A 17,874-nucleotide genomic window follows, 5' to 3' on the forward strand; every position below is an offset into this window, starting at 1 on the left:
CCTTCTAGTTTTGGGACTCACATGGCGATGTGAGGTGCTGGGCGATCAGCGCGGCGACCTTCGCGTTGTTGAACACCAGCTCTTTGTTCGCTTCTAGGCTCTCGCCGTCGGTTGCATCGACGAGCCATTGCAGTAGGAATGGGGTGAGTTCTTTGCCGCTGATGCCCTCAGCATCGGCGTGAACGCACGCTTGGGCGATTGCCGCCTCGATGCGGTTGGTGGGGATCGCGGCGTGTTGTGGGATGGGGTTCGCGATCACGGCACCGCAGGCTGGGTAAAGGCTCCAGTGGGTGTGAAGGTAGGCGCCGATGGATTCGGGACTGTCCAACTGGAGGCTGACCTCATGGGGACTTTCGATGCTGTAGAAGGACGGGAGCGTTGTCGTCTGGTAGCCGACGATCGGGACACCAAGGGTCTCTAGGTACTCGGTGGTCTTGGCGACGTCGAGGATCGATTTGAAGCCTGCGGACACAACGGCCACGGGGGTGCGAGCGAGCTCTTCGAGGTCGCCGCTGATATCGAAGCTGTTCTGCGCGCCGCGGTGGACGCCGCCGATTCCGCCCGTGGCGAAGATCTTGATATCGGCGAGAGCGGCGAGCTTCATCGTTACTGCGACGGTGGTGCCGCCAGTTTGGCCAAGGTAGAGCGACGCGGCGAGATTCTGGTTGCCGATCTTGACGAGCTCCGGGCCGGGTTGGCCGAGCCGGTCAAGCTCCTCGTCAGTGAGTCCAATGCGGGCGACGCCGTCGACGACCGCGATCGTGGCTGGGGTTGCACCGTTGGCGCGAACGGCTGCTTCCACGCGGCGGGCGGTCTCGACGTTGTCAGGTGCGGGCATGCCGTGGGTGATGATGGTGGACTCGAGTGCAACGATCGCTACCTGGTTGGCTGCCGCGGCGGCGACCTCGTCGCTGAGCACGATGGGGGGCGTGTGCTGCGAGTTCAATTCATCTCCTGGGGATTTCCGGCCTACTGGGGGCCGGGGGTGAGTTCGGTTGTGATGGCTGCGGCTTGCTCGGTGGCGAGCTCGACGAGTTCGTCGGGGCCGGTGAGCTTGCAGAATCCCTCAACGAGTGCTGCGGTGAACGCGTCACCAGCGCCGGTCGTGCTGAGAGCGTGAACCTGTGGCGCCGAGAGGAATCCGCCGCAGCCTTCTTGGTCGGCCCAGACGACACCGTCGGGTCCGAGCGTCACATAGACGGTGGCGACACCGGCGTCAAGGAGCCGCTGCGCAGCTTTGCGAGCTGTCTCATTGTTGTGAATGTCGATCCCGGTGAGCGCGGTCGCCTCGGCGCGGTTTGGCTTCAGCGTGTGGACGCGATCCAGATAGGGCTGAATCCGGGGTGCCTTGGCGACCGAGGTTGTGTCGACGAACACGGTAGGGGAGAGGCTGGTGATCTCATCGAGGGCCTCGTCGTTGAGGTTGCAGTCCACAACCACAACCCGGGCGTGGCGCAAGAACTCCGTGCGCGCGGCAATGGCTTTGCGGTCCACGACTGCGGTGATGGCCATATCGTTGACGGCCAAGAGGAGCTCGCCGCTCGCGTCAATGATCGAGAGGTAGGTGGCCGTCGGGTGCTGGGAGGTCCACAGCACCGACGACAGATCAACTCCACTCGTTGATGTGCGGTTGTAGATGAGTTGGCCGTGGTCGTCCTCTCCGAGGGCGGTAATAAGGTGGGTTTGGAGTCCGGTCGAGGCGAGACTCGCGGCGATGTTGCGGGCGACGCCACCAGCCGAGATCGCGACGGCACCAGGGTTCGATTCGTGTGGCAGTGGCGGTGTGGAGCATCGGCCCTCGATGTCGACGTTCGCTCCGCCAACGACAACAACATAGGGCTCGTCGGCTACGACGTAGCCGCGCCCCTTTATCTTGCCTTGAGCCGTGAGGTTGCTGATGTGGGTGGCGACCGATGAGCGGGTGATGCCGACACTGTAATGCGGGGCATAATTGGCCAGAGGCTGAGGGAGGATCCATGGCGATGAGCATTCCGGTCGTAGACCTGAGTGGCCCACGCGACGCGGTCGTACGCCAGATCGATGACGCCGCAGCGAACGTTGGGTTTTTCGCCATTGTTGGCCATGGCGTCGACAGCCACACGATCGACACCGCTTGGAACGAGATCGTTGCGTTCTTCGGTCAATCTCACGACGTCAAGATGACTGCGCATCACCCGACGGACTTGAACCATCCCTATGGCTACCACCCTCCACAACAAGAGACCCTCGCGGCATCTCTGGGGCAAGCGACACCCCCGGACCTCAAAGAGACCTTCAACGTGGCACCCCCCAAACACCACCCTGATCCCACTGGCGCGTTCGGGGGCAACGATCGACTCTGGCCGTCATACCCAACCACGCTCCGCCCGGCCTGGGAGGCGTACTACGACGCGATGGAGAACCTCGCCGGGCGCATCCTTCAACTGATGGCCGAAGCCCTCCACCTGCCGACAGCGCACTTCGAACCATCGATTGACCAACACCTGGCCGCGCTGCGCGGCATTCACTACCCGCCCGTCACCCAGCCGGTGGAGGAGGGCCAGCTGCGAGCCGGTGTTCACACTGACTACGGGACCCTCACAATCCTGTTGCCGGGTGAGGGCACTGGAGGACTCGAAGTTGAACACGTCGAAGGTCACTGGGTCCCGGTCGAGCCAATCGACGGCTGCTTCGTGATCAACACTGGCGACCTCCTCGCACAATGGACCAACGGTCGATGGCGCTCTACTCGTCACCGCGTGGCTCTCCCGGCAACCGAGCGGGCACGGCACGAACACCGCTATGCGATTGCGTTCTTCCATCTCCCGAACTGGCACACCGAGGTGACGCCAATCGAAACCTGCGTCAGTGCAACCAACCCGGCCAGGTATGGCACCGTGGAAGCGGGGCCGTGGCTTCAGGCAAAGTTCGATTCTGCGTACGGGGGTGTGTCCCTAGCTTGATGCGGCGGGGGAGTGGGCGTATTGGTTGGGGTCTTGGCCTCTTACTAGGCGGATGTCGAGGCGGGGGTCGAAGTTGCCGATGGTTTTGGTTTCTCCGTGCCAGATGTCTTCGCAGTGGGAGCTGGCGTAGTGGACGGCGATGGCCCGGCGTAGGTCTTCGGTGCGGTTGTAGCCGGAGCCGTGGACCAGCAGGGGATGGAAGAACAAGGTGTCACCGGGGTCCATCTCTAGGTGGACCCGCTGGTCGACATCGATGCCCTTGGCCCCGAAGAACAGGAAATTCTGGTGTTCCCAGTCGGGGTAGTCGTGCTCGAGGAGCTCGCCGGTGTGGGTGCCGGGCAACACCACTAGGCAGCCGTTCTCCCGGGTGATGGTGTCGAGCGCCGTCCACACCCCGATGATGCGGTCGGCGGGGCGGAGGGGGAAGTAGAGCAGGTCCTGGTGCAAGGGGTGGCGGCCGTCGACATCGGTGGGCTTGTTCAAGAACATGCTGTTCAAGGCGATCAGGTCGTCGCCGATGAGCTCTTGCACCTGGTCGATGATCGGTTCGTAGAGCGCATAGCGGGACAACACCGGGTCACCATTCACGAAGTTCACCTTGGCGATGCCGTGGGCCGGAGTGCGGGGGGTGACAAATCCCTTGGCCACCTCCACGTTGCGGGCTATCTGCATGTTGGGGGCTTGGGCAATGGTGCCGTCGGCGATGTCGGCGAAGCGCTGGTTGAGGGTGTCGATCATCTCTTCGGGCACCAGCTGGCGCCGGATGACGTAGCCGTCTCGCCAGTAGCCAGTGCCCATCACTGGCCATGCTCCCACAATCCCGATTGAGGGACGTCGAGCGGGGCCGCTGTAAGTTCAGACTGTGGGCATGATTCGGACGCTGCGGTCGGTGGCGCGGTTTCGGCGCTTCGAGCCCAATCGGGCCAAGCGGCGGCTGAGCCGGGCGGCGTCGGTGGCCGACCTGCGGGAACTGGCCCGGCGGCGGCTCCCGGCGGGAGTGTTCGACTACATCGATGGGGCGGCTGAGGATGAGCTGTCTATGGAGCGCAACGCCGCCGCGTTCGATAAATGGGAGTTCGCCCCCCGGGTGCTGCGGGACGTGTCGGAGCTGGACACCTCGGTGGACCTGTTGGGCCGGCGCCATCCAGTGCCGTTCGCGCTGGCGCCCACCGGGTTCACCCGCATCGTGTGCCCCGACGGGGAACTGGCCGTGGCCCGGGCTGCCGCCCGCAAAGGGATTGCCTATTCGCTTTCTACCCTGAGCACCCGCTCGATCGAAGAAATAAGAGCGGTGAGCGACGGCCCGCTGTGGTTCCAGCTCTACTTCTGGCGGGACCGGGGGTTGGTGGCCGAGTGGCTCCAGCGGGCGGCCGACTGCGACTACGAGGCGCTGCTGGTGGCGGTGGACACGCCGGTGTTCGGCCGCCGGGAGAGAGACGTGCGCCGGGGCTTCACCCTGCCGCCCACGCTGGGGCCCGACACGGTGCTGGACGGGTTGCGCCGACCGGGATGGACGTGGTCGCTGTTGCGGTCCGATCCAATCACCTTCGCCAACTTGACCGGGGTTCAGGGTTACGACGGCAGCTCTGCGCTGGGTTTGGCCGAGTTTGCCCACAACCAGTTCAACCAGGCGCTGTCGTGGGACGACTTGGACTGGCTGCGGGAACGCTGGGCCGGAAAGCTGGTGCTTAAGGGAGTGCAATCGGTGGCCGATGCCCAAATGGCCGCCCAACAGGGCGTGGACGGAATCATCCTGTCCAACCACGGCGGCCGCCAGCTCGACGGCGCACCGCCCATCCTGGAGTTGGTGCCCCAAGTAGCCGACGCGGTGGGCGGCGACATCAACATCATCTGCGACGGCGGCATCCGTCGGGGAAGCCACGTCGCCATGGCCCTGGCCCTCGGGGCCGACGCGGTGACGTTCGGCCGCCCCTACCTCTACGCCCTCGCCGCCGCCGGCGAACCCGGCGTCGACCACCTCATCGACCAATTCACCGAAGACCTAAACCGCACCCTCGCCCTCCTCGGCGTCCCCAAGGCCTCCGCCCTCACCCCCGCCTCCGTTCGGCTGCGTCACTAGTCGATGTCGGATAACTCAACTCGATGGGGTCATTCGGTGATTGAAGCGGTGCTGTTTGACATGGGTGGGGTGATTGTGTCGGGGCCGTGGGAAGCGTTTGCCGCCTATGAGCGGGCCAATGGTTTGCCGGAGGGGTTGATACGTCGGATCAACTCGACTGATTCGGATACCAATGCTTGGGCGCAGATGGAGCGGGGGGAGATCGGATTGGAGGAGTTTGCCGTGGCGTTTGAGGGCGAGGCAGCGGCGATGGGTTATCAGGTGGATGGGATGGCGGTGCTGAACGGGCTAGGTGGAGAGCTGATTCCCAGCATGGCCGAGGCGGTTCGTCGGAGCTCGGAGCGGCTGAAGACGGGGCTCTTGACCAACAACTACGCGCCAATGGGGTCTTCGGAGCGGTCGGCGGAGATAGACGAGGTGCTGGGGTGGTTCGACGTGGTGATCGAGTCGTCGGTGGTGGGGGTGCGTAAGCCCGATCCGACGTTCTACACCATGGCCTGTGAAGCTCTAGGCATGGAGCCGTCTGGGTGTGTGTTCCTCGATGACTTGGGGGTGAACCTCAAGCCGGCTCGGGCTATGGGAATGACCACCATCAAGGTGGTGGATGTCGACGAGGCGCTCGCTGAGTTGGAATCGACTTTGGGATTCCCGATTAGGGGTTGAGGCGCAGGGCGGCAGCCAACTCGGAGCGGAGCTCGGGGATGCCCTGGCCCTTGGCTGCGCTGGTCCACAGGACATCGCCGGGGTCGACGCCGAGGCCCTGGGCCAGCTCGTTTCGGCGGGCACCGCGGCGGGAGGACTTCACCTTGTCGGCCTTGGTGGCAACCGGGCGCAGCGCCACGTCGTGATGGGTAAGCCATTCCACGGTCTGAATGTCCAGTGGCGTAGGGCCGACCAGGCCGTCGATCAGTAACAGCACTTGAACCAGCGCGGGGCGGTCGATCAGGTAGCCGTCCATCATCTGCTGCCACCGGTGTCGGTCGGACTTGGGGGCCTTGGCGAAGCCATAGCCGGGCAGATCCACAAGCCACCGGCCCGGCTCGCCCTCCAACTCGAAGATGTTCAACAGCCGGGTGGCCCCCGGTGCCTTGGACGTGCGGGCCAAGCCCTTTCGGTTGGCCACCGCGTTGAGAAGCGACGACTTACCCACGTTGGACCGGCCAACCAGGGCCACCTCGCAGCGTGACTCGGGCAGCTGGCCGGCATCGCTGGCCGACCGCAGAAAGCGCAGGGCCAGCGGCTTGGACATGCTGAAAGGCTACCGGCCTCCCTACCTAGCGAAGCCGGGTTTGTCGGTGACCTAGCTGTTCATGACCTCGATGTCGAGATGGTCGGCGAAGCGCTCAAGAGCGGCGGCTCGGCGGGTGGGTATGTGCTCGGTGGGAAAGCCGTCCACCGCGGCGTACTCCTTGAGGGTGCGGCGGGCGATAGACACCTTGTGCACCTCGTCGGCCCCGTCCACCAGGCGGGAGGCCCGGGCGTTGCGGTACATCTCCTCCAGGGGCATGTCGGCCGAGTAGCCCAGGGCGCCGTGGACCTGGATGGAGCGGTCGATGGCGTTGAACAGCATCTTGGTGCCGTACACCTTGATCATGGCGATCTCGGTGCGCGACGCCGACGAGCCGTGCTTGTCCATGTGCCAGGCGGCGTGCAGGCATAGCAGCCGGGCCGAGGCGATGTCGATGCGGGTCTCGGCGATGAAGTCCTGCACCATCTGCTTTTCGGCCAAAAGGCTGCCGTGGGCGAATCGGGACAGAGCCCGCTCGCACATCATGTCCAGCGCCCGCTGCGACTGGCCGATCCAGCGCATGGCGTGGTGGATGCGGCCGGGGCCGAGGCGCTTTTGGGCCAGCACAAATCCGTCGCCGGGCTTGCCGATCAAGTTCTCAGCCGGCACCCGCACGTCGCGGTAGATCACTTCGGAGTGGCCCAAGGGGTGGCGGGCGAACTGGCCCGGATAGGGGTGGTGCATGTTGGGCACGTCCCGCACGATCTCCAGGCCGGGGGTGTCGGTGGGCACCACGATCATGGACGATCCCTGATACGGGTGGACATCGGGGTTGGTCACCACCATGGCGATCAGGAAGTCGGCCCCTGATCCGCCCGAGGTGAACCACTTGTGGCCGTTGATCACCCAGGTGTCGCCGTCGCGCACTGCATTGGTCTCCAACAAGGTGGGGTCGGACCCGGCGGTGTCGGGTTCGGTCATGGAGAACCCCGAGCGCAGCTCGCCGGCCAGCAGCGGCTCCATCCACTTCTTCTTCTGCTCCTCGTTGCCGCCGATGGCCAGAAGCTCGGCGTTGCCGGAGTCGGGCGCGTTGTTTCCGAAGATGGCCGGGGCGATCGATGATCGGCCCAGGATCTCGTGCATCAACCCCAGCTTCACCTGGCCAAAGCCCTGGCCTCCCAGCTCCGGGTCGAGATGGCAGGCCCACAGGCCCCGGTCCTTGACCTGCTGCTTCAGCGGGGCGGTCAGTGCCTTCCACTGCTCGTCGGTCACCTCCAGCTCGATGGGCTCCAGCGGAAGGATGTGCTCATCGAGGAACGCCCGGGACCAGTCCAGCTGCTCCTGGTACTCGGGCTCGGTCTCAAAATCCCAGGCCATTTGGGACCCCTTTCAATCGGGTGGTGAACTCTCGCCGCGCGGTGGTCTGGGCTAGACGGCCAGCCGCGACAGGCCAGCGCCGTTGTCGCACATGATGCGGCGGATGTCGTCGTCGCTGAACCCGCTGAGGTCGTCCACAAACGACACCGGGTTGGCCAGTCCTTCGGCGTGGGGGAAGTCGGAGCCGAACAGCATGTGGTCGGTGCCGATCAGCCCGGCCAGCTCGTGGAGGTCGTCCTCGTAATAGGGCGACACCCACACCTGGTTGCGGAAGGTCTCCACCGGGTCTTCCTCGAAGGCGTGGCGGTGCTGGCCGTAGGTCTTGGCCAGCTTCTGGATGAGGGGCCGTACCCAGTACGAGCCGGTTTCGATGGTGGCCACCCGCAGGTTGGGGAACCGCACCAGCACCCCGTCAGCCAACAGCGAGGCCATGGTGTCGCTGATCGGGGAGTGCGACAGCAGGCTCTGGAGCGGGTTGTAGCGGAAGGCTTCGGTCTCGGTTCCCAGCCCCCAGCGGTGGTTCATGAACGAGTAGCCCGAGTCGCCGGAGTGGAAGGCCACGCACACGCCGTGGTCGTTGAGGAACTGCCACACCGGGTCGTGGGCGGGATGGCCCAGAGAGCGGTAGTTGCCGTGCCCGTCGGGCACCGAGGTGGCACGGAAGTTCACCAGCCGCAGCCCTCGGCCGATGGCCCACTCCAGCTCGCCCAGTGCCCAGTCCACGTCCACCAGGCTCAGGTACAGGGCGGTGAACAGGCGCTCCTGGTAGGAGAATCCCCAGTCGTCGTCCAGCCAGCGGTTGAACGCCCCGAACGCCGCGGTGATGGCGCCGATGTCGTCTTCCAGGCAGGCCTCCATGCCCACGCCCAGGGTGGGGAACAGGAAGCACCCGCCCAGCCCTTGGGAGTCCATGAGGGCCAGCCGCTCATCTCGGTTGCGGTAGGCCGGGCTGATGGGGTCGAGCTCGCCGAATGCCTCCCGCATGTCACTGGCTGAGGTCTTGGCCCGGAAGTACTCATCGAGGATGCCGGGCTTGGCCACCGGGTCGAAGGTGGGATTGGGGATGAACCGGTTGATGCGCCCAGCCACGATCAGCCGCTGCTTGCCCCCGATGTCGGCCCACTGCATGCAGCGCTTGGCCATCTTGGGGTCGATGTGGCGGGTGAAGGCGTCGGTGGCCTCGTAGTAGTGGTTGTCGGCGTCGAAGGCGAGATATCCGAGCTCGGTCATGGCTCTATTTTGGCCTGTTCGCTCGGCAATCGACCACAGCAGGGAGGGGCGATCAGCAGACCACCGGCGGGACCACAACCGGGCTTGGATCAGCAGACCACCACAATGCGCCCGGTAGTAAGGCGGTCCTCCATCTGCTCCAGGGCGGAGGGGAGCTCCTCGAAGGCCACGGTGCCGCCCACCAGCGGGGTGATCCGCCCCTCGGCCAACCGGCCGCAGAGCTCCCCGTGGATCCGGTCGCCCAACGACCGGGGGTTGATGTTGAACCCGGCCATCCCGCCATAGACAGCAGGGTTGCTGCTGTAGGCCAAAAGCACCCCGCCGATCGAGACTTGGGAGAAGCACAGCAGTCTCGGGGGGAGGCCGACGGCATCCTCGGCCTCGATTTTGCTGGCGAATCCGATGATCATCAGCCGTCCGCCCCGGGTCATGCACCGCAGCGAGGCCTCGGTGACCTCGCCCCCCACTCCGTCGAATACCAGGTCGACTCCAGCCCCGCCGGTGATGTCTCGTACCACGGTGGCGAAGTCCCCGTCCCGGTAGTTGACCGCCGCCTCCGCCCCCAGAGAGCGCACCAGCTCGCACTTGGCCTCGCTGCCCGCGGTGCCGATCACCCGGGCCCCGGCGTCCACGGCCAATTGCACCGCGGCCGATCCCACCCCGCCGGCCGCGGCGTGGATCAGCACCCACTCCCCGGGCTGGACCTGGCCCCGCTCGTGCAACCCCAACCAGGCCAAATGGAAGGGAAAGAAGAAGGCGGCCGCCTCAGTGTCATCCAGCGACTCCGGGGCGTCGAACACCATGTCGGGCTGGGCGATAACCTTGTCGGCGTAACCGCCGAAGGCGCTCTCGGCGGTGGCGTGCACCCGGCGTCCGAGCCACTCCTCGGCCCCCTCACCAGCGGCGTCAACCGTGCCCAGCACTTCCATGCCCAAGGTGTAGGGAAGCTCGGGATTCACGGTGCGGTAGCGCCCGTGGCAGCCGTCGATCTCGTTGAAGTTCAGCACCGTCCGAGTGGGCGCCACCCGGATCTTGCCCGGCTCCGGCACCGGCTCGTCGATGTCGTCCAGCCGCAGCGCCTCCGACGGCCTCCCATATTGATGAACTTGCCATGCACGCATGGCCGCGAAGACTACCGGTGCGGCCTGGACGATCTAATTCCGCGACGGGACCCAGCTGAAGGTCCGCATGGCGACGGCAATGGCCCCCAATCCCCAGATGGCCAGCACCAATGAGGCCCCGAGGGGCACACCGTCGGCCGTCGGGTCGTAGGCCGCGACCAGGAGCTCGACGAGCGCTTGGACGGGGAAGAGGGAAACCAGGGTCTCCAGCCAGCCGGGGATGTTGATGCTGGGATCGAAGACACCAGAGACCAATGCCAGAGGGAGGTAGGTGGCATGGGTGATGGGACCGGCGGCATCTGCATGGGAGATGGCCGAACTGAGGGCGAGTCCGAGGGCGGCAAAGCAGATGATGCCGAGAACGAGTCCGAGGGCGAGAGCGAGCACTCCTTCGGCTCGGGGTGAGACGTCGAAGGCGACGAATCCCAGAAGGATGGTGGCGGCACTGGCCAACAGGGTGGTGACCAAGGTGCTGAGGAGCTGCGCGGTGAGATACGCCCGCGGATCGAGCGGCGTAGTTCTAATCCTCTTCAAGACCCCATCGGCCCTGAGAACAGCCAGGCGAGATGCCAGGTTGGCGTAGGCGGAGACCATCACCGCGAAGGCGACCACTCCGGGCACCACCAAGTCAATGGCGTTGATGTCGGTCCGGTCGCCGATCTCGTCCCCTGAGTTGACGGAACCGAGCAGCGCCAGCAACAAGAGCGGCAACAGAAAGGTGAAGAAGGCATAGTCGGGGTTCCGCCAGAAGGCCCGCTGTTCGAGCTTGGTCTGGCGACCCAGTCGGACAAGGATCGACATCATTGCGATCTCGGATCCATCGGTTCCGATTGTCGACTGACCAGCGCTAGGTAGGCCTGCTCAAGGCTCGGAGGTTGAACTCGGAGACTCGCAAATGCCCGCAGCGACGCGTGATCGTCGAGTAGATCGAGCCGGCGAAGAAAGGCGCGGACATCGTCGATCTGGCCGTCCAAAGACTCGTCGGCTGTTTTGAGCCCGGGGAACTCGCGAGCCAGCTGCTCAGCGACTTCGGCCGACGCCTGGAACGAGACCGTCACCCCCAAATTGGCCAGCTGAGCCAGTTCCTGGGTGCTGCCGACCGCTCCGGCCTCGCCGTCCAAAAGCACTGCAATTCGGTCACCAAGGCGTTCGGCCTCGTCTAGGTAGTGGGTGGTCAGCAGTATGGTCTTGCCTAGTTCTCGCAGACCGACGATGGCTTCCCAACAGCGCGCCCTCGCCTCGGGGTCGAAGCCCGTGGTCGGCTCGTCAAGGAAGATGACATCCGGATCGCCGGCAACCGCCAGCGCGAAATCGAGTCGGCGACGCTGCCCTCCGGAGAGTTTTCGTACCAACTTCGCCTCGTCGCTACGCAGATCGACGAGGTCGAGAATGTCGTTGTAAGCCAGCGGATTCTCGTAGTAGGACCGCCAAGTGTCGATCATCTCTCCCACCCGAAAGAATTTCGGGAATCCGCTCTCTTGGAGCACAACCCCAACGCGTGGCCGGAGAACTTCACCAGATGAGAGCGGGTCGCTCCCGAGGACTTGGACCGATCCGGAATCGGGTTCGAGGAATCCCTCGAGGATCTCCATGGTGGTGGTCTTGCCCGAACCATTTGGTCCCAGCAGGCAGAAGATCTCACCCTGCTCGATGGAGAACGAGAGTTCCCGCAGCACCGATTGGGCACCAAATGACTTCGAAACCCGGTCGACCTCGACCACCGTCGTCACGACCACTCTCCCCTTGTAGCCGCGCTGATCCGGTGAGCGGACCGTGCTTGCATGGGGACGGATGCTACTGGCGGTGTTCTTGTCCCCGGTCATCCCGTAGTGCGGGGGGTAGGGTCGCTGGGTGGTTGATCGACGGGGGTTTCGGGCTTCGACTCGGGCCCTGCGGTTGCGCAACTTCCGGTTGTTCTGGTTTGGGGCGTTGGTCTCCAACACCGGAACGTGGATGCAGATTCTGGTGCTGGCCTATGTGATCGACGAGATCACCGACCGGGGAGCGTGGGTCGGACTGGTGGCGATCACCCAAATGATAATGACGGTTTTCACCAATTTGTGGGCCGGGCCGTTGGCCGACCGGGTGCCCCGCCGCAGCATCATCCTGGTGACTCAGAGTTTGCTGTGCGTGGGGGCCTTCGGGTTTGCCGCCCTGTGGGCGGCGGGTGTGCGCTCGCCGGTGATCTACATGCTGTTGGCCTGGGGCTACGGCATCCTCAACGGGTTTATGCTGCCCGCCTGGCAGGCCTTCATCGCCGAACTGGTGCCCAAAGAGCTGCTCTTGAACGCGGTGACCCTCAACTCCACCCAGTTCCAGGCCACCCGGGCAGTAGGGCCGGCCCTGGGCGGCGTGCTGTTGGGATTCTTCGGACCGGGCTGGGTGTTCTTCGCCAACGGGGTCTCCTTTTTTGCGGTGCTGTTTACCGTGGTGCTCATCCAGGTGCCCCGCCTTTTGCCCGACGACCCGCCTCCCATCAGGGTGTTCGCCGATCTGCGCGAGGTGGTGGGCTACTGGAGAACCCAGCCGGGCATCCAAAGGGCATTCAAGACGGTGCTCATTACCGCTACTTGTGCCCAGCCCATCATTTTCCTAATCGTGGTGTTCGCCGAAGAAGAGTTCAACACCAGCGGTTGGCAGCTGGGCCTGCTGGCCGCCGGCACCGGCATCGGATCGATCATCTTCTTCCCCCTGGTGGCCGGAAGGGGTCAGTTCACCGCCCGGTCCCGGCTGCTGGGTATTGGGCTGAGCATCTATGGGCTGGCGCTGGCTGGATTCGGACTGGCGCCCTGGTATGCCATGGCCATCGTGTTCTTGCTCATTCTCGGGGGCTGCCACCTCGCCACCGCTTCGACGCTGAACACCGTCATCCAGCTCCAGGTGGAGGAGTCCATGCGGGGTCGGGTCATCGCCCTGTACCTGATGGTGATCAACGTGGCCATCGGCGTGGGCACCATGATCCAAGGGGCGCTGTACGACTGGATCGGCCCCCGAGTCACGGTGTCAATCAGCGCGGCCACCATCGTGGTGCTGGCTGCCTGGCTGGTGAGCACCCGGCGCTTCGCCTCTATGGATGTGGGCACCGCGGCCACGTAACCCTTGCCTGTCCGTGGCGGGGGAGTACCGTCGGATGCGTGCGCGTGCTGGTGGTGTCTCACTCCAAGACCGGCGGTACGAAGGCCATGACCGAGGCGGTGGTGGCTGGGGCCAGCCATCCCGACATCGATGGTGTGGAAGTGTTGGAGGTGGCTGCGCTCGATGCCACCCCGGACGATGTGATGGCCGCCGACGGCTACCTTCTGGGCACCCCGGAGAACTTCGGCTACATGAGCGGCGCCCTCAAGCACTTCTTCGACACCGTGTACTACGACTGCTTGGACCACACCCGAGGCCGGCCCTACGGCCTGTTCGTGCGGGCCGGCAACGACGGCACCGGCGCGGTGCGGGCGGTGGAGCCCCTGGTCACCGGGCTGGGGTGGAAGGCGGTGGCCCCGCCGGTGGTGGCCACAGGCGAGCTAACCGACGACCACCTGGATGCCTGCCGGGAGTTGGGCATGACCCTGGCCGCCGGTTTGGAACTGGGGATCTACTGAACCTTCTGCCAGCAGGCTGCCGCTGTGGCAGCCCTGCATGGCAGTCAGCCAGACGGTGGTTCGTAAGATCGGGTCATGAGCAGTTTGTTCGATCTGACAGGGAAGGCGGCGGTGGTCACCGGGGGGACCAAGGGCATCGGCCGGTCCATCGCCAAGGGCTATGCCATGGCCGGCGCCGACGTAGTGATCACCGGGCGGCGCCAAGAGGGCTGCGACGAGGCCGCCGCTGAGCTGAATGATGAGCTAGGAGGCCAATCGGTGCGGGGCATCGCCTGCCACATGGGGGAGTGGGACCAGATTGACGCCCTGGTCGACCGGGTGTACGACGAATTGGGCCAGTTGGATGTGCTGGTCAACAACGCAGGTATCAACCCCGCACCGGTCACGGTGGCTGATTGCACGGAGGCCTACTTCGACAAGGTGTACGCGGTAAACGTGAAGGGGCCGATCCGCCTGGCCGGGCTAGTGGCCCCCCGTATGGGGGACGCAGGTGGCGGGTCGATCATCAACGTGACCACCATGGGCGCATACGGCGGCGGCCCCGGTGTGGGGATCTACACCTCCAGCAAGGCTGCTCTGCACAACCTCACCCGGGCCATGGCAGGGGAGTGGGCTGGGCTGAACGTGCGGGTCAACTCCCTGGTGCCGGGGCCATTCATGTCGGAGATGATGAAGGGATCCATGCGATTCGACCCCGAGTTCCCCGAACGATCAGGGCGGGCCACGATGATGAAGCGGGTGGCCGACTGCGACGAGATCATCGGACTGGCCCTGTTCCTGGCCTCTGATGCGGCCTCATACGTCACCGGCCACGATTACAAGATCGCCGGCGGCATGTGACCAGCGGCTCTTTACACTCCAGCGGCTAAGCGGGCGATCTGAGCCTCCTGCGAATGGGACTGGGGTCCCGCTGCGGGCCGGGCGGCTCGCACCGCGGCCACCGCTCCTTCGAGGTCCATTCCCCGGGAGGTGAGCACCGAGATGCACACGATTCCGGCTCGGCCGTAACCGGCCCCACAGTGGACCATCACCCCGGTGCCCTGGTCTAGGTGCTGGTTGATGTCACCCACCAGCTGTCGAACCTCGTCGTCGCCGGCGACCTCTTGATCGACCATCGGTAAATGAATGGCCTGGTGAGGAGCAGGGTTATCCAGCCACGCGGGGTAGTCGGGAAATCGCATGGCAATCTCGGCGTCGGTTAGCAAGCACACCATCACCCCGGCGCCCACATCTTCTAGGGCCGCCGAGGGATCAGGCCCGGTTACTGCGAATGCCGCGGCGTGGAGATGCCCGGCCGCACCGGGCACCGGGATCTGGTGGATCCCACCCGCCATCTGATACCGGGCCGCCCCCACCTGCACCCCGCCACCCTACCGGCGGGTTGTGGCGCGGTAGGAAGGGGAAACCATCTGGTGTGGATGACAGAGCGAAGCGTGGGGGATGCTTGGGGGGATGCACGACTTTGCCGGGAAGGTAGCGCTGGTGATGGGGGCGGCCTGTCCTCCCGAGATCGGACGGGCGGTGGCGGTGCGGCTGGCTCGGGCCGGGGCCGACGTGGCTTGCGCCGATCGGGTGGAGGTTGGTCATCCGGATTCGGCTTGCGCATCGCCAGAGGCGCTGGATGCCACCGTTGAGGCGGTGCGGGCCGAGGGACAGGCGGCTCTGCGGCTTGAAGCTGATGTAGCCGACGCTGCCCAGGTAAACGAGGCAGTCGAGCGGTGTGCCAAGGAGTTGGGGCGGCTCGACTTGGTGGTAAACGTGGCTGGCGGGCTGGGTCCCGAAATGGGGTGGGCACCGCTGCTGGAGCTGACCGAGGCGTCGTGGCGGCGATCGACGGACGTGAACCTCACTGGAGCGTTCTTGGTGGCCCAAGCCGCAGCCCGTCAGATGGTCGAGCAGGGAGACGGCGGGTCCATTGTGCTGCTGTCGTCGTATGCCACCGTGGCCGCGGATGTTGGAACGTCGGCATTCGCCGCCGCCAAAGCTGGGGTCGACCGGCTGGTTTCGGCCTTTGCCATGGAACTGGGGCCCCACCAAATCCGAGTCAACGGAGTACGGCCCTTGGGCGTAGATCCCGATGCCACCGATAGCGGCCACCCCTATCTGGAACAGACCGTGGCCCAGTCGGGCGGCGACCGCGACCAGTGGGTGCGGTCCAAAATCGCCCTCAACCGCCTGCAAAACCCCGATGAAACCGCCGCGGTGATCGCCTTTCTGCTCTCCAGCGAGGCTTCGTTCATCACCGGCGAATGCATCACCGTCGCTGGTGGCTCCGGCATGAGATAATCAGTCTTACTATCGTTTTGTCCGTGAAGTTCAGGCTGGTCGGCGTCTTGCTGGTGGCAGCGCTGTTTGTCGGCGTTGTGGCCCCAGCGTCGAGCGGAGCGGCGGCTCAAGAGCCAACTGTCCTAGAAGAGATCAATTTCCGCAACAACCTGATCGCGGCGCAGGAGTCGTTGCTGAACACCTATCGCTGCCTGTTCAACATCGACATCGGGGTGGTTCCTGGAGGATGCGTCGACGGACAGCCTGCTAGGGGTCCTATCTGGCCTGATGTGTTTGAGGGCGTGCCCACTTCGTCAGAGATAGAGATTCGCGACCAATTGGTGGTGGCCCAGGAGTCCTTGCTGAACACCTACCGCTGCCTGTTCAACGTGGATACCGAAATCGTGCCCGACGGCTGCGGTAGCCAGCCCGACCCGTTTGAATCGTCGGAGGGTGTGGATTCTGGGCCGGTTCCCACCGGAAATACCGGCCGCGTAGATGGTGCCATCCTCACCACAGAGTGCACCGATGACCGGCCCCGGGGAGGCACCCTGACCATAGGCGTACCGTCAGGTATGAAGGGCTGGGATCCAGCACACGACGATGGCATGAACCCGTCGGGCGCCACTCGGATGACGGCCCTGTATGACGCCCTCTTCTACTTGGACCTCACTACCGGGCGACTTGTCCCAAGTCTGGCCGAGAGCATAACCACCGAGGACAATCAGGTGTTCACGCTAAAGCTGCGAGAGGGCGTCAATTTCACGGATGGAACGCCGCTTGATGCCGATGCATTCATTTGGAATGTGGAGTATCACAAAAATCCGGCGGTCCAATCTCGTTACGGGTACCAGGCTTCCCGGATTTCCTTGATCGAGAAGATAGATGACCTAACCGTGAACATCACTGCCGCACGCGGCGACGCCACGTTCCCACAGATCTTTGCTGATCAACTGGCCTGGATGATGTCGCCATCTGCCTACCGAAGCGGCCAGGATCCAGTGACGGGACTCAACGCTGAAATCAACCACAACCCAATTGGAGTGGGCGCTGGTCCCTTCATGTTCGAATCTAGGATTGACGATCGCTGGGTGGTGCTGGTTCGCAATCCCGACTATTTCCGGGACGGTTGTCCATATTTGGACAAGGTGATCTTTATGGCGATCAGCAACTCAGGAGCGCGTTATGCCGCCCTTGGAGAGGGCAACGTTGACATCGCCTACGACACCAGCATGGAGAACCTTAGGGATGCTGTCGCCAACGGTGTGAATACCACAACCAAGACTGACAACTACGGCCACACCTGGCTGCTCAATAGCGACAGGGCGCCATTCAACGTTCGCTCATGTCGGATGGCCGTCGCTCACGCCATCGACTATGACACCGTAAACGACGTTGTCTGGGACGGTCTGAAGGTGGTGAATCGTTCCGTCATGGCTCCAGGCTCACCTTGGCTTGATCCTGAAGCGGAGCTGCCGGGTTATGACCTCGTCGCCGCTGCCGCATCTCTAGCGGAATGCGAAGCCGAGTTGGGGGCCCCGCTGGAGTTTGAGACCTTCTGCACTGAGGCGCCGGTAAACGTGCTTCTGGCAAATACCTTGGTCGGCATGTGGAAGGCGGCAGATATCCGGGCCACCGCTAACTGCTTGGAATTGGGTGAAGCTGTGAGCGCTGTATTTTCCCGGGATTTCGTGGCCAGTCCCTGGGGGATACCAATAGACGATCCTGATCGACTGTTTGACATTTACTTTGGCGATTCAACCGTAGATGGGGTGTGCGGCCAATTCCCGGGCAGTCGCAATGTGACCCATTCCTGCTTCCCCGAATTCGACGCTGCCCTAACCCTGGGCCGCCAAGGGCTGACATTCGAGGAGCGCTTCGAAGGCTACAGCCGCTTCCAGCGCAAGTTTGCTCAAGAAGCCCCGGTAGTCGTCATGGCCAAGGACTTCAGGGGCTACTACTGGTCAGATGAGGTGTCCGGTGTTTTCATGTCACAACCCGGCGGCCTATTGCTGGCGTTCACCGCCAAGGGCTAGCT

At 64.2% G+C, this 17,874-nt stretch carries 18 protein-coding genes; 8 read left to right on the plus strand and 10 right to left on the minus strand.

Annotation, left to right across the window (positions count from 1 at the left end; translation table 11 throughout):
- Nucleotides 1–4: 4 nt before the first annotated feature.
- Complete coding sequence (locus ACOGXH_RS05935) at nt 5–919, minus strand: pseudouridine-5'-phosphate glycosidase (RefSeq protein ID WP_419928188.1); 915 nt, start codon at nt 917–919, stop codon at nt 5–7.
- Nucleotides 920–969: 50 nt separating this feature from the next.
- Complete coding sequence (locus ACOGXH_RS05940) at nt 970–2,016, minus strand: PfkB family carbohydrate kinase (RefSeq protein WP_419928189.1); 1,047 nt, start codon at nt 2,014–2,016, stop codon at nt 970–972.
- Between ACOGXH_RS05940 and ACOGXH_RS05945 the strand changes: the two genes are divergently transcribed.
- On the plus strand, nt 1,983–2,942 hold the full coding sequence (locus tag ACOGXH_RS05945) for an isopenicillin N synthase family dioxygenase (protein WP_419928190.1): 960 nt from the start codon (nt 1,983–1,985) through the stop codon (nt 2,940–2,942). The genes ACOGXH_RS05940 and ACOGXH_RS05945 overlap by 34 nt on opposite strands.
- On the opposite strand, the gene ACOGXH_RS05950 is transcribed toward ACOGXH_RS05945, so the two are convergent.
- On the minus strand, nt 2,934–3,740 hold the full coding sequence (locus ACOGXH_RS05950) for a phytanoyl-CoA dioxygenase family protein (RefSeq protein WP_419928191.1): 807 nt from the start codon (nt 3,738–3,740) through the stop codon (nt 2,934–2,936). The two genes, ACOGXH_RS05945 and ACOGXH_RS05950, sit on opposite strands and share 9 nt — an antisense overlap.
- 70 nt (nt 3,741–3,810) lie before the next feature.
- Between ACOGXH_RS05950 and ACOGXH_RS05955 the strand changes: the two genes are divergently transcribed.
- On the plus strand, nt 3,811–5,022 hold the full coding sequence (locus ACOGXH_RS05955) for an alpha-hydroxy acid oxidase (protein WP_419930333.1): 1,212 nt from the start codon (nt 3,811–3,813) through the stop codon (nt 5,020–5,022).
- Nucleotides 5,023–5,058: 36 nt separating this feature from the next.
- A complete protein-coding gene (locus tag ACOGXH_RS05960) occupies nt 5,059–5,685 on the plus strand; it encodes an HAD-IA family hydrolase (protein WP_419928192.1) in 627 nt (208 codons plus the stop codon).
- On the opposite strand, the gene yihA is transcribed toward ACOGXH_RS05960, so the two are convergent.
- The 6 genes from yihA to ACOGXH_RS05990 all read right to left on the minus strand — a co-directional run bounded on the left by yihA (nt 5,675) and on the right by ACOGXH_RS05990 (nt 11,708).
- Nucleotides 5,675–6,271, minus strand: coding sequence for a ribosome biogenesis GTP-binding protein YihA/YsxC (gene yihA / locus ACOGXH_RS05965; RefSeq protein WP_419928193.1), 597 nt, complete (start codon nt 6,269–6,271; stop codon nt 5,675–5,677). The genes ACOGXH_RS05960 and yihA overlap by 11 nt on opposite strands.
- A gap of 51 nt (nt 6,272–6,322) precedes the next feature.
- Nucleotides 6,323–7,627, minus strand: a complete 1,305-nt coding sequence (locus ACOGXH_RS05970) for an acyl-CoA dehydrogenase family protein (RefSeq protein ID WP_419928194.1) — start codon at nt 7,625–7,627, stop codon at nt 6,323–6,325.
- 51 nt (nt 7,628–7,678) lie between these two features.
- On the minus strand, nt 7,679–8,857 hold the full coding sequence (locus tag ACOGXH_RS05975; protein ID WP_419928195.1) for an amidohydrolase family protein: 1,179 nt from the start codon (nt 8,855–8,857) through the stop codon (nt 7,679–7,681).
- Nucleotides 8,858–8,946: 89 nt separating this feature from the next.
- Nucleotides 8,947–9,978, minus strand: coding sequence for an NADPH:quinone oxidoreductase family protein (locus ACOGXH_RS05980; protein ID WP_419928196.1), 1,032 nt, complete (start codon nt 9,976–9,978; stop codon nt 8,947–8,949).
- Between the two features lie 33 nt (nt 9,979–10,011).
- On the minus strand, nt 10,012–10,779 hold the full coding sequence (locus ACOGXH_RS05985) for an ABC transporter permease (RefSeq protein WP_419928197.1): 768 nt from the start codon (nt 10,777–10,779) through the stop codon (nt 10,012–10,014).
- Nucleotides 10,779–11,708, minus strand: coding sequence for an ABC transporter ATP-binding protein (locus tag ACOGXH_RS05990; RefSeq protein ID WP_419928198.1), 930 nt, complete (start codon nt 11,706–11,708; stop codon nt 10,779–10,781). Before ACOGXH_RS05990 ends, ACOGXH_RS05985 begins: the two co-directional genes overlap by 1 nt.
- 121 nt (nt 11,709–11,829) lie before the next feature.
- Between ACOGXH_RS05990 and ACOGXH_RS05995 the strand changes: the two genes are divergently transcribed.
- From ACOGXH_RS05995 to ACOGXH_RS06005, 3 genes are all read left to right on the plus strand, one after another.
- Nucleotides 11,830–13,074 (plus strand): MFS transporter, encoded by a 1,245-nt coding sequence (locus ACOGXH_RS05995; protein ID WP_419928199.1) that lies wholly within the window; start codon nt 11,830–11,832, stop codon nt 13,072–13,074.
- Between the two features lie 86 nt (nt 13,075–13,160).
- A complete protein-coding gene (locus tag ACOGXH_RS06000; protein ID WP_419930334.1) occupies nt 13,161–13,571 on the plus strand; it encodes a flavodoxin family protein in 411 nt (136 codons plus the stop codon).
- Between the two features lie 75 nt (nt 13,572–13,646).
- Nucleotides 13,647–14,411, plus strand: a complete 765-nt coding sequence (locus tag ACOGXH_RS06005) for an SDR family NAD(P)-dependent oxidoreductase (RefSeq protein WP_419928200.1) — start codon at nt 13,647–13,649, stop codon at nt 14,409–14,411.
- Between the two features lie 11 nt (nt 14,412–14,422).
- Here ACOGXH_RS06005 and ACOGXH_RS06010 read toward each other — a convergent pair whose 3' ends face one another.
- Nucleotides 14,423–14,932 carry a protein-tyrosine phosphatase family protein gene (locus ACOGXH_RS06010; RefSeq protein WP_419928201.1) on the minus strand — a complete coding sequence of 170 codons (510 nt, stop codon included), beginning with the start codon at nt 14,930–14,932 and terminating at the stop codon, nt 14,423–14,425.
- A gap of 79 nt (nt 14,933–15,011) precedes the next feature.
- Between ACOGXH_RS06010 and ACOGXH_RS06015 the strand changes: the two genes are divergently transcribed.
- Nucleotides 15,012–15,857 carry an SDR family NAD(P)-dependent oxidoreductase gene (locus ACOGXH_RS06015; protein ID WP_419928202.1) on the plus strand — a complete coding sequence of 282 codons (846 nt, stop codon included), beginning with the start codon at nt 15,012–15,014 and terminating at the stop codon, nt 15,855–15,857.
- A 23-nt stretch (nt 15,858–15,880) separates the two neighbouring features.
- A complete protein-coding gene (locus tag ACOGXH_RS06020; RefSeq protein WP_419928203.1) occupies nt 15,881–17,872 on the plus strand; it encodes an ABC transporter substrate-binding protein in 1,992 nt (663 codons plus the stop codon).
- Nucleotides 17,873–17,874 lie beyond the last annotated feature (2 nt).

Origin of the sequence: Candidatus Poriferisocius sp., from assembly GCF_965208355.1 — a bacterium.
Classification (GTDB): Bacteria; Actinomycetota; Acidimicrobiia; order Acidimicrobiales; family Bin134; genus Poriferisocius.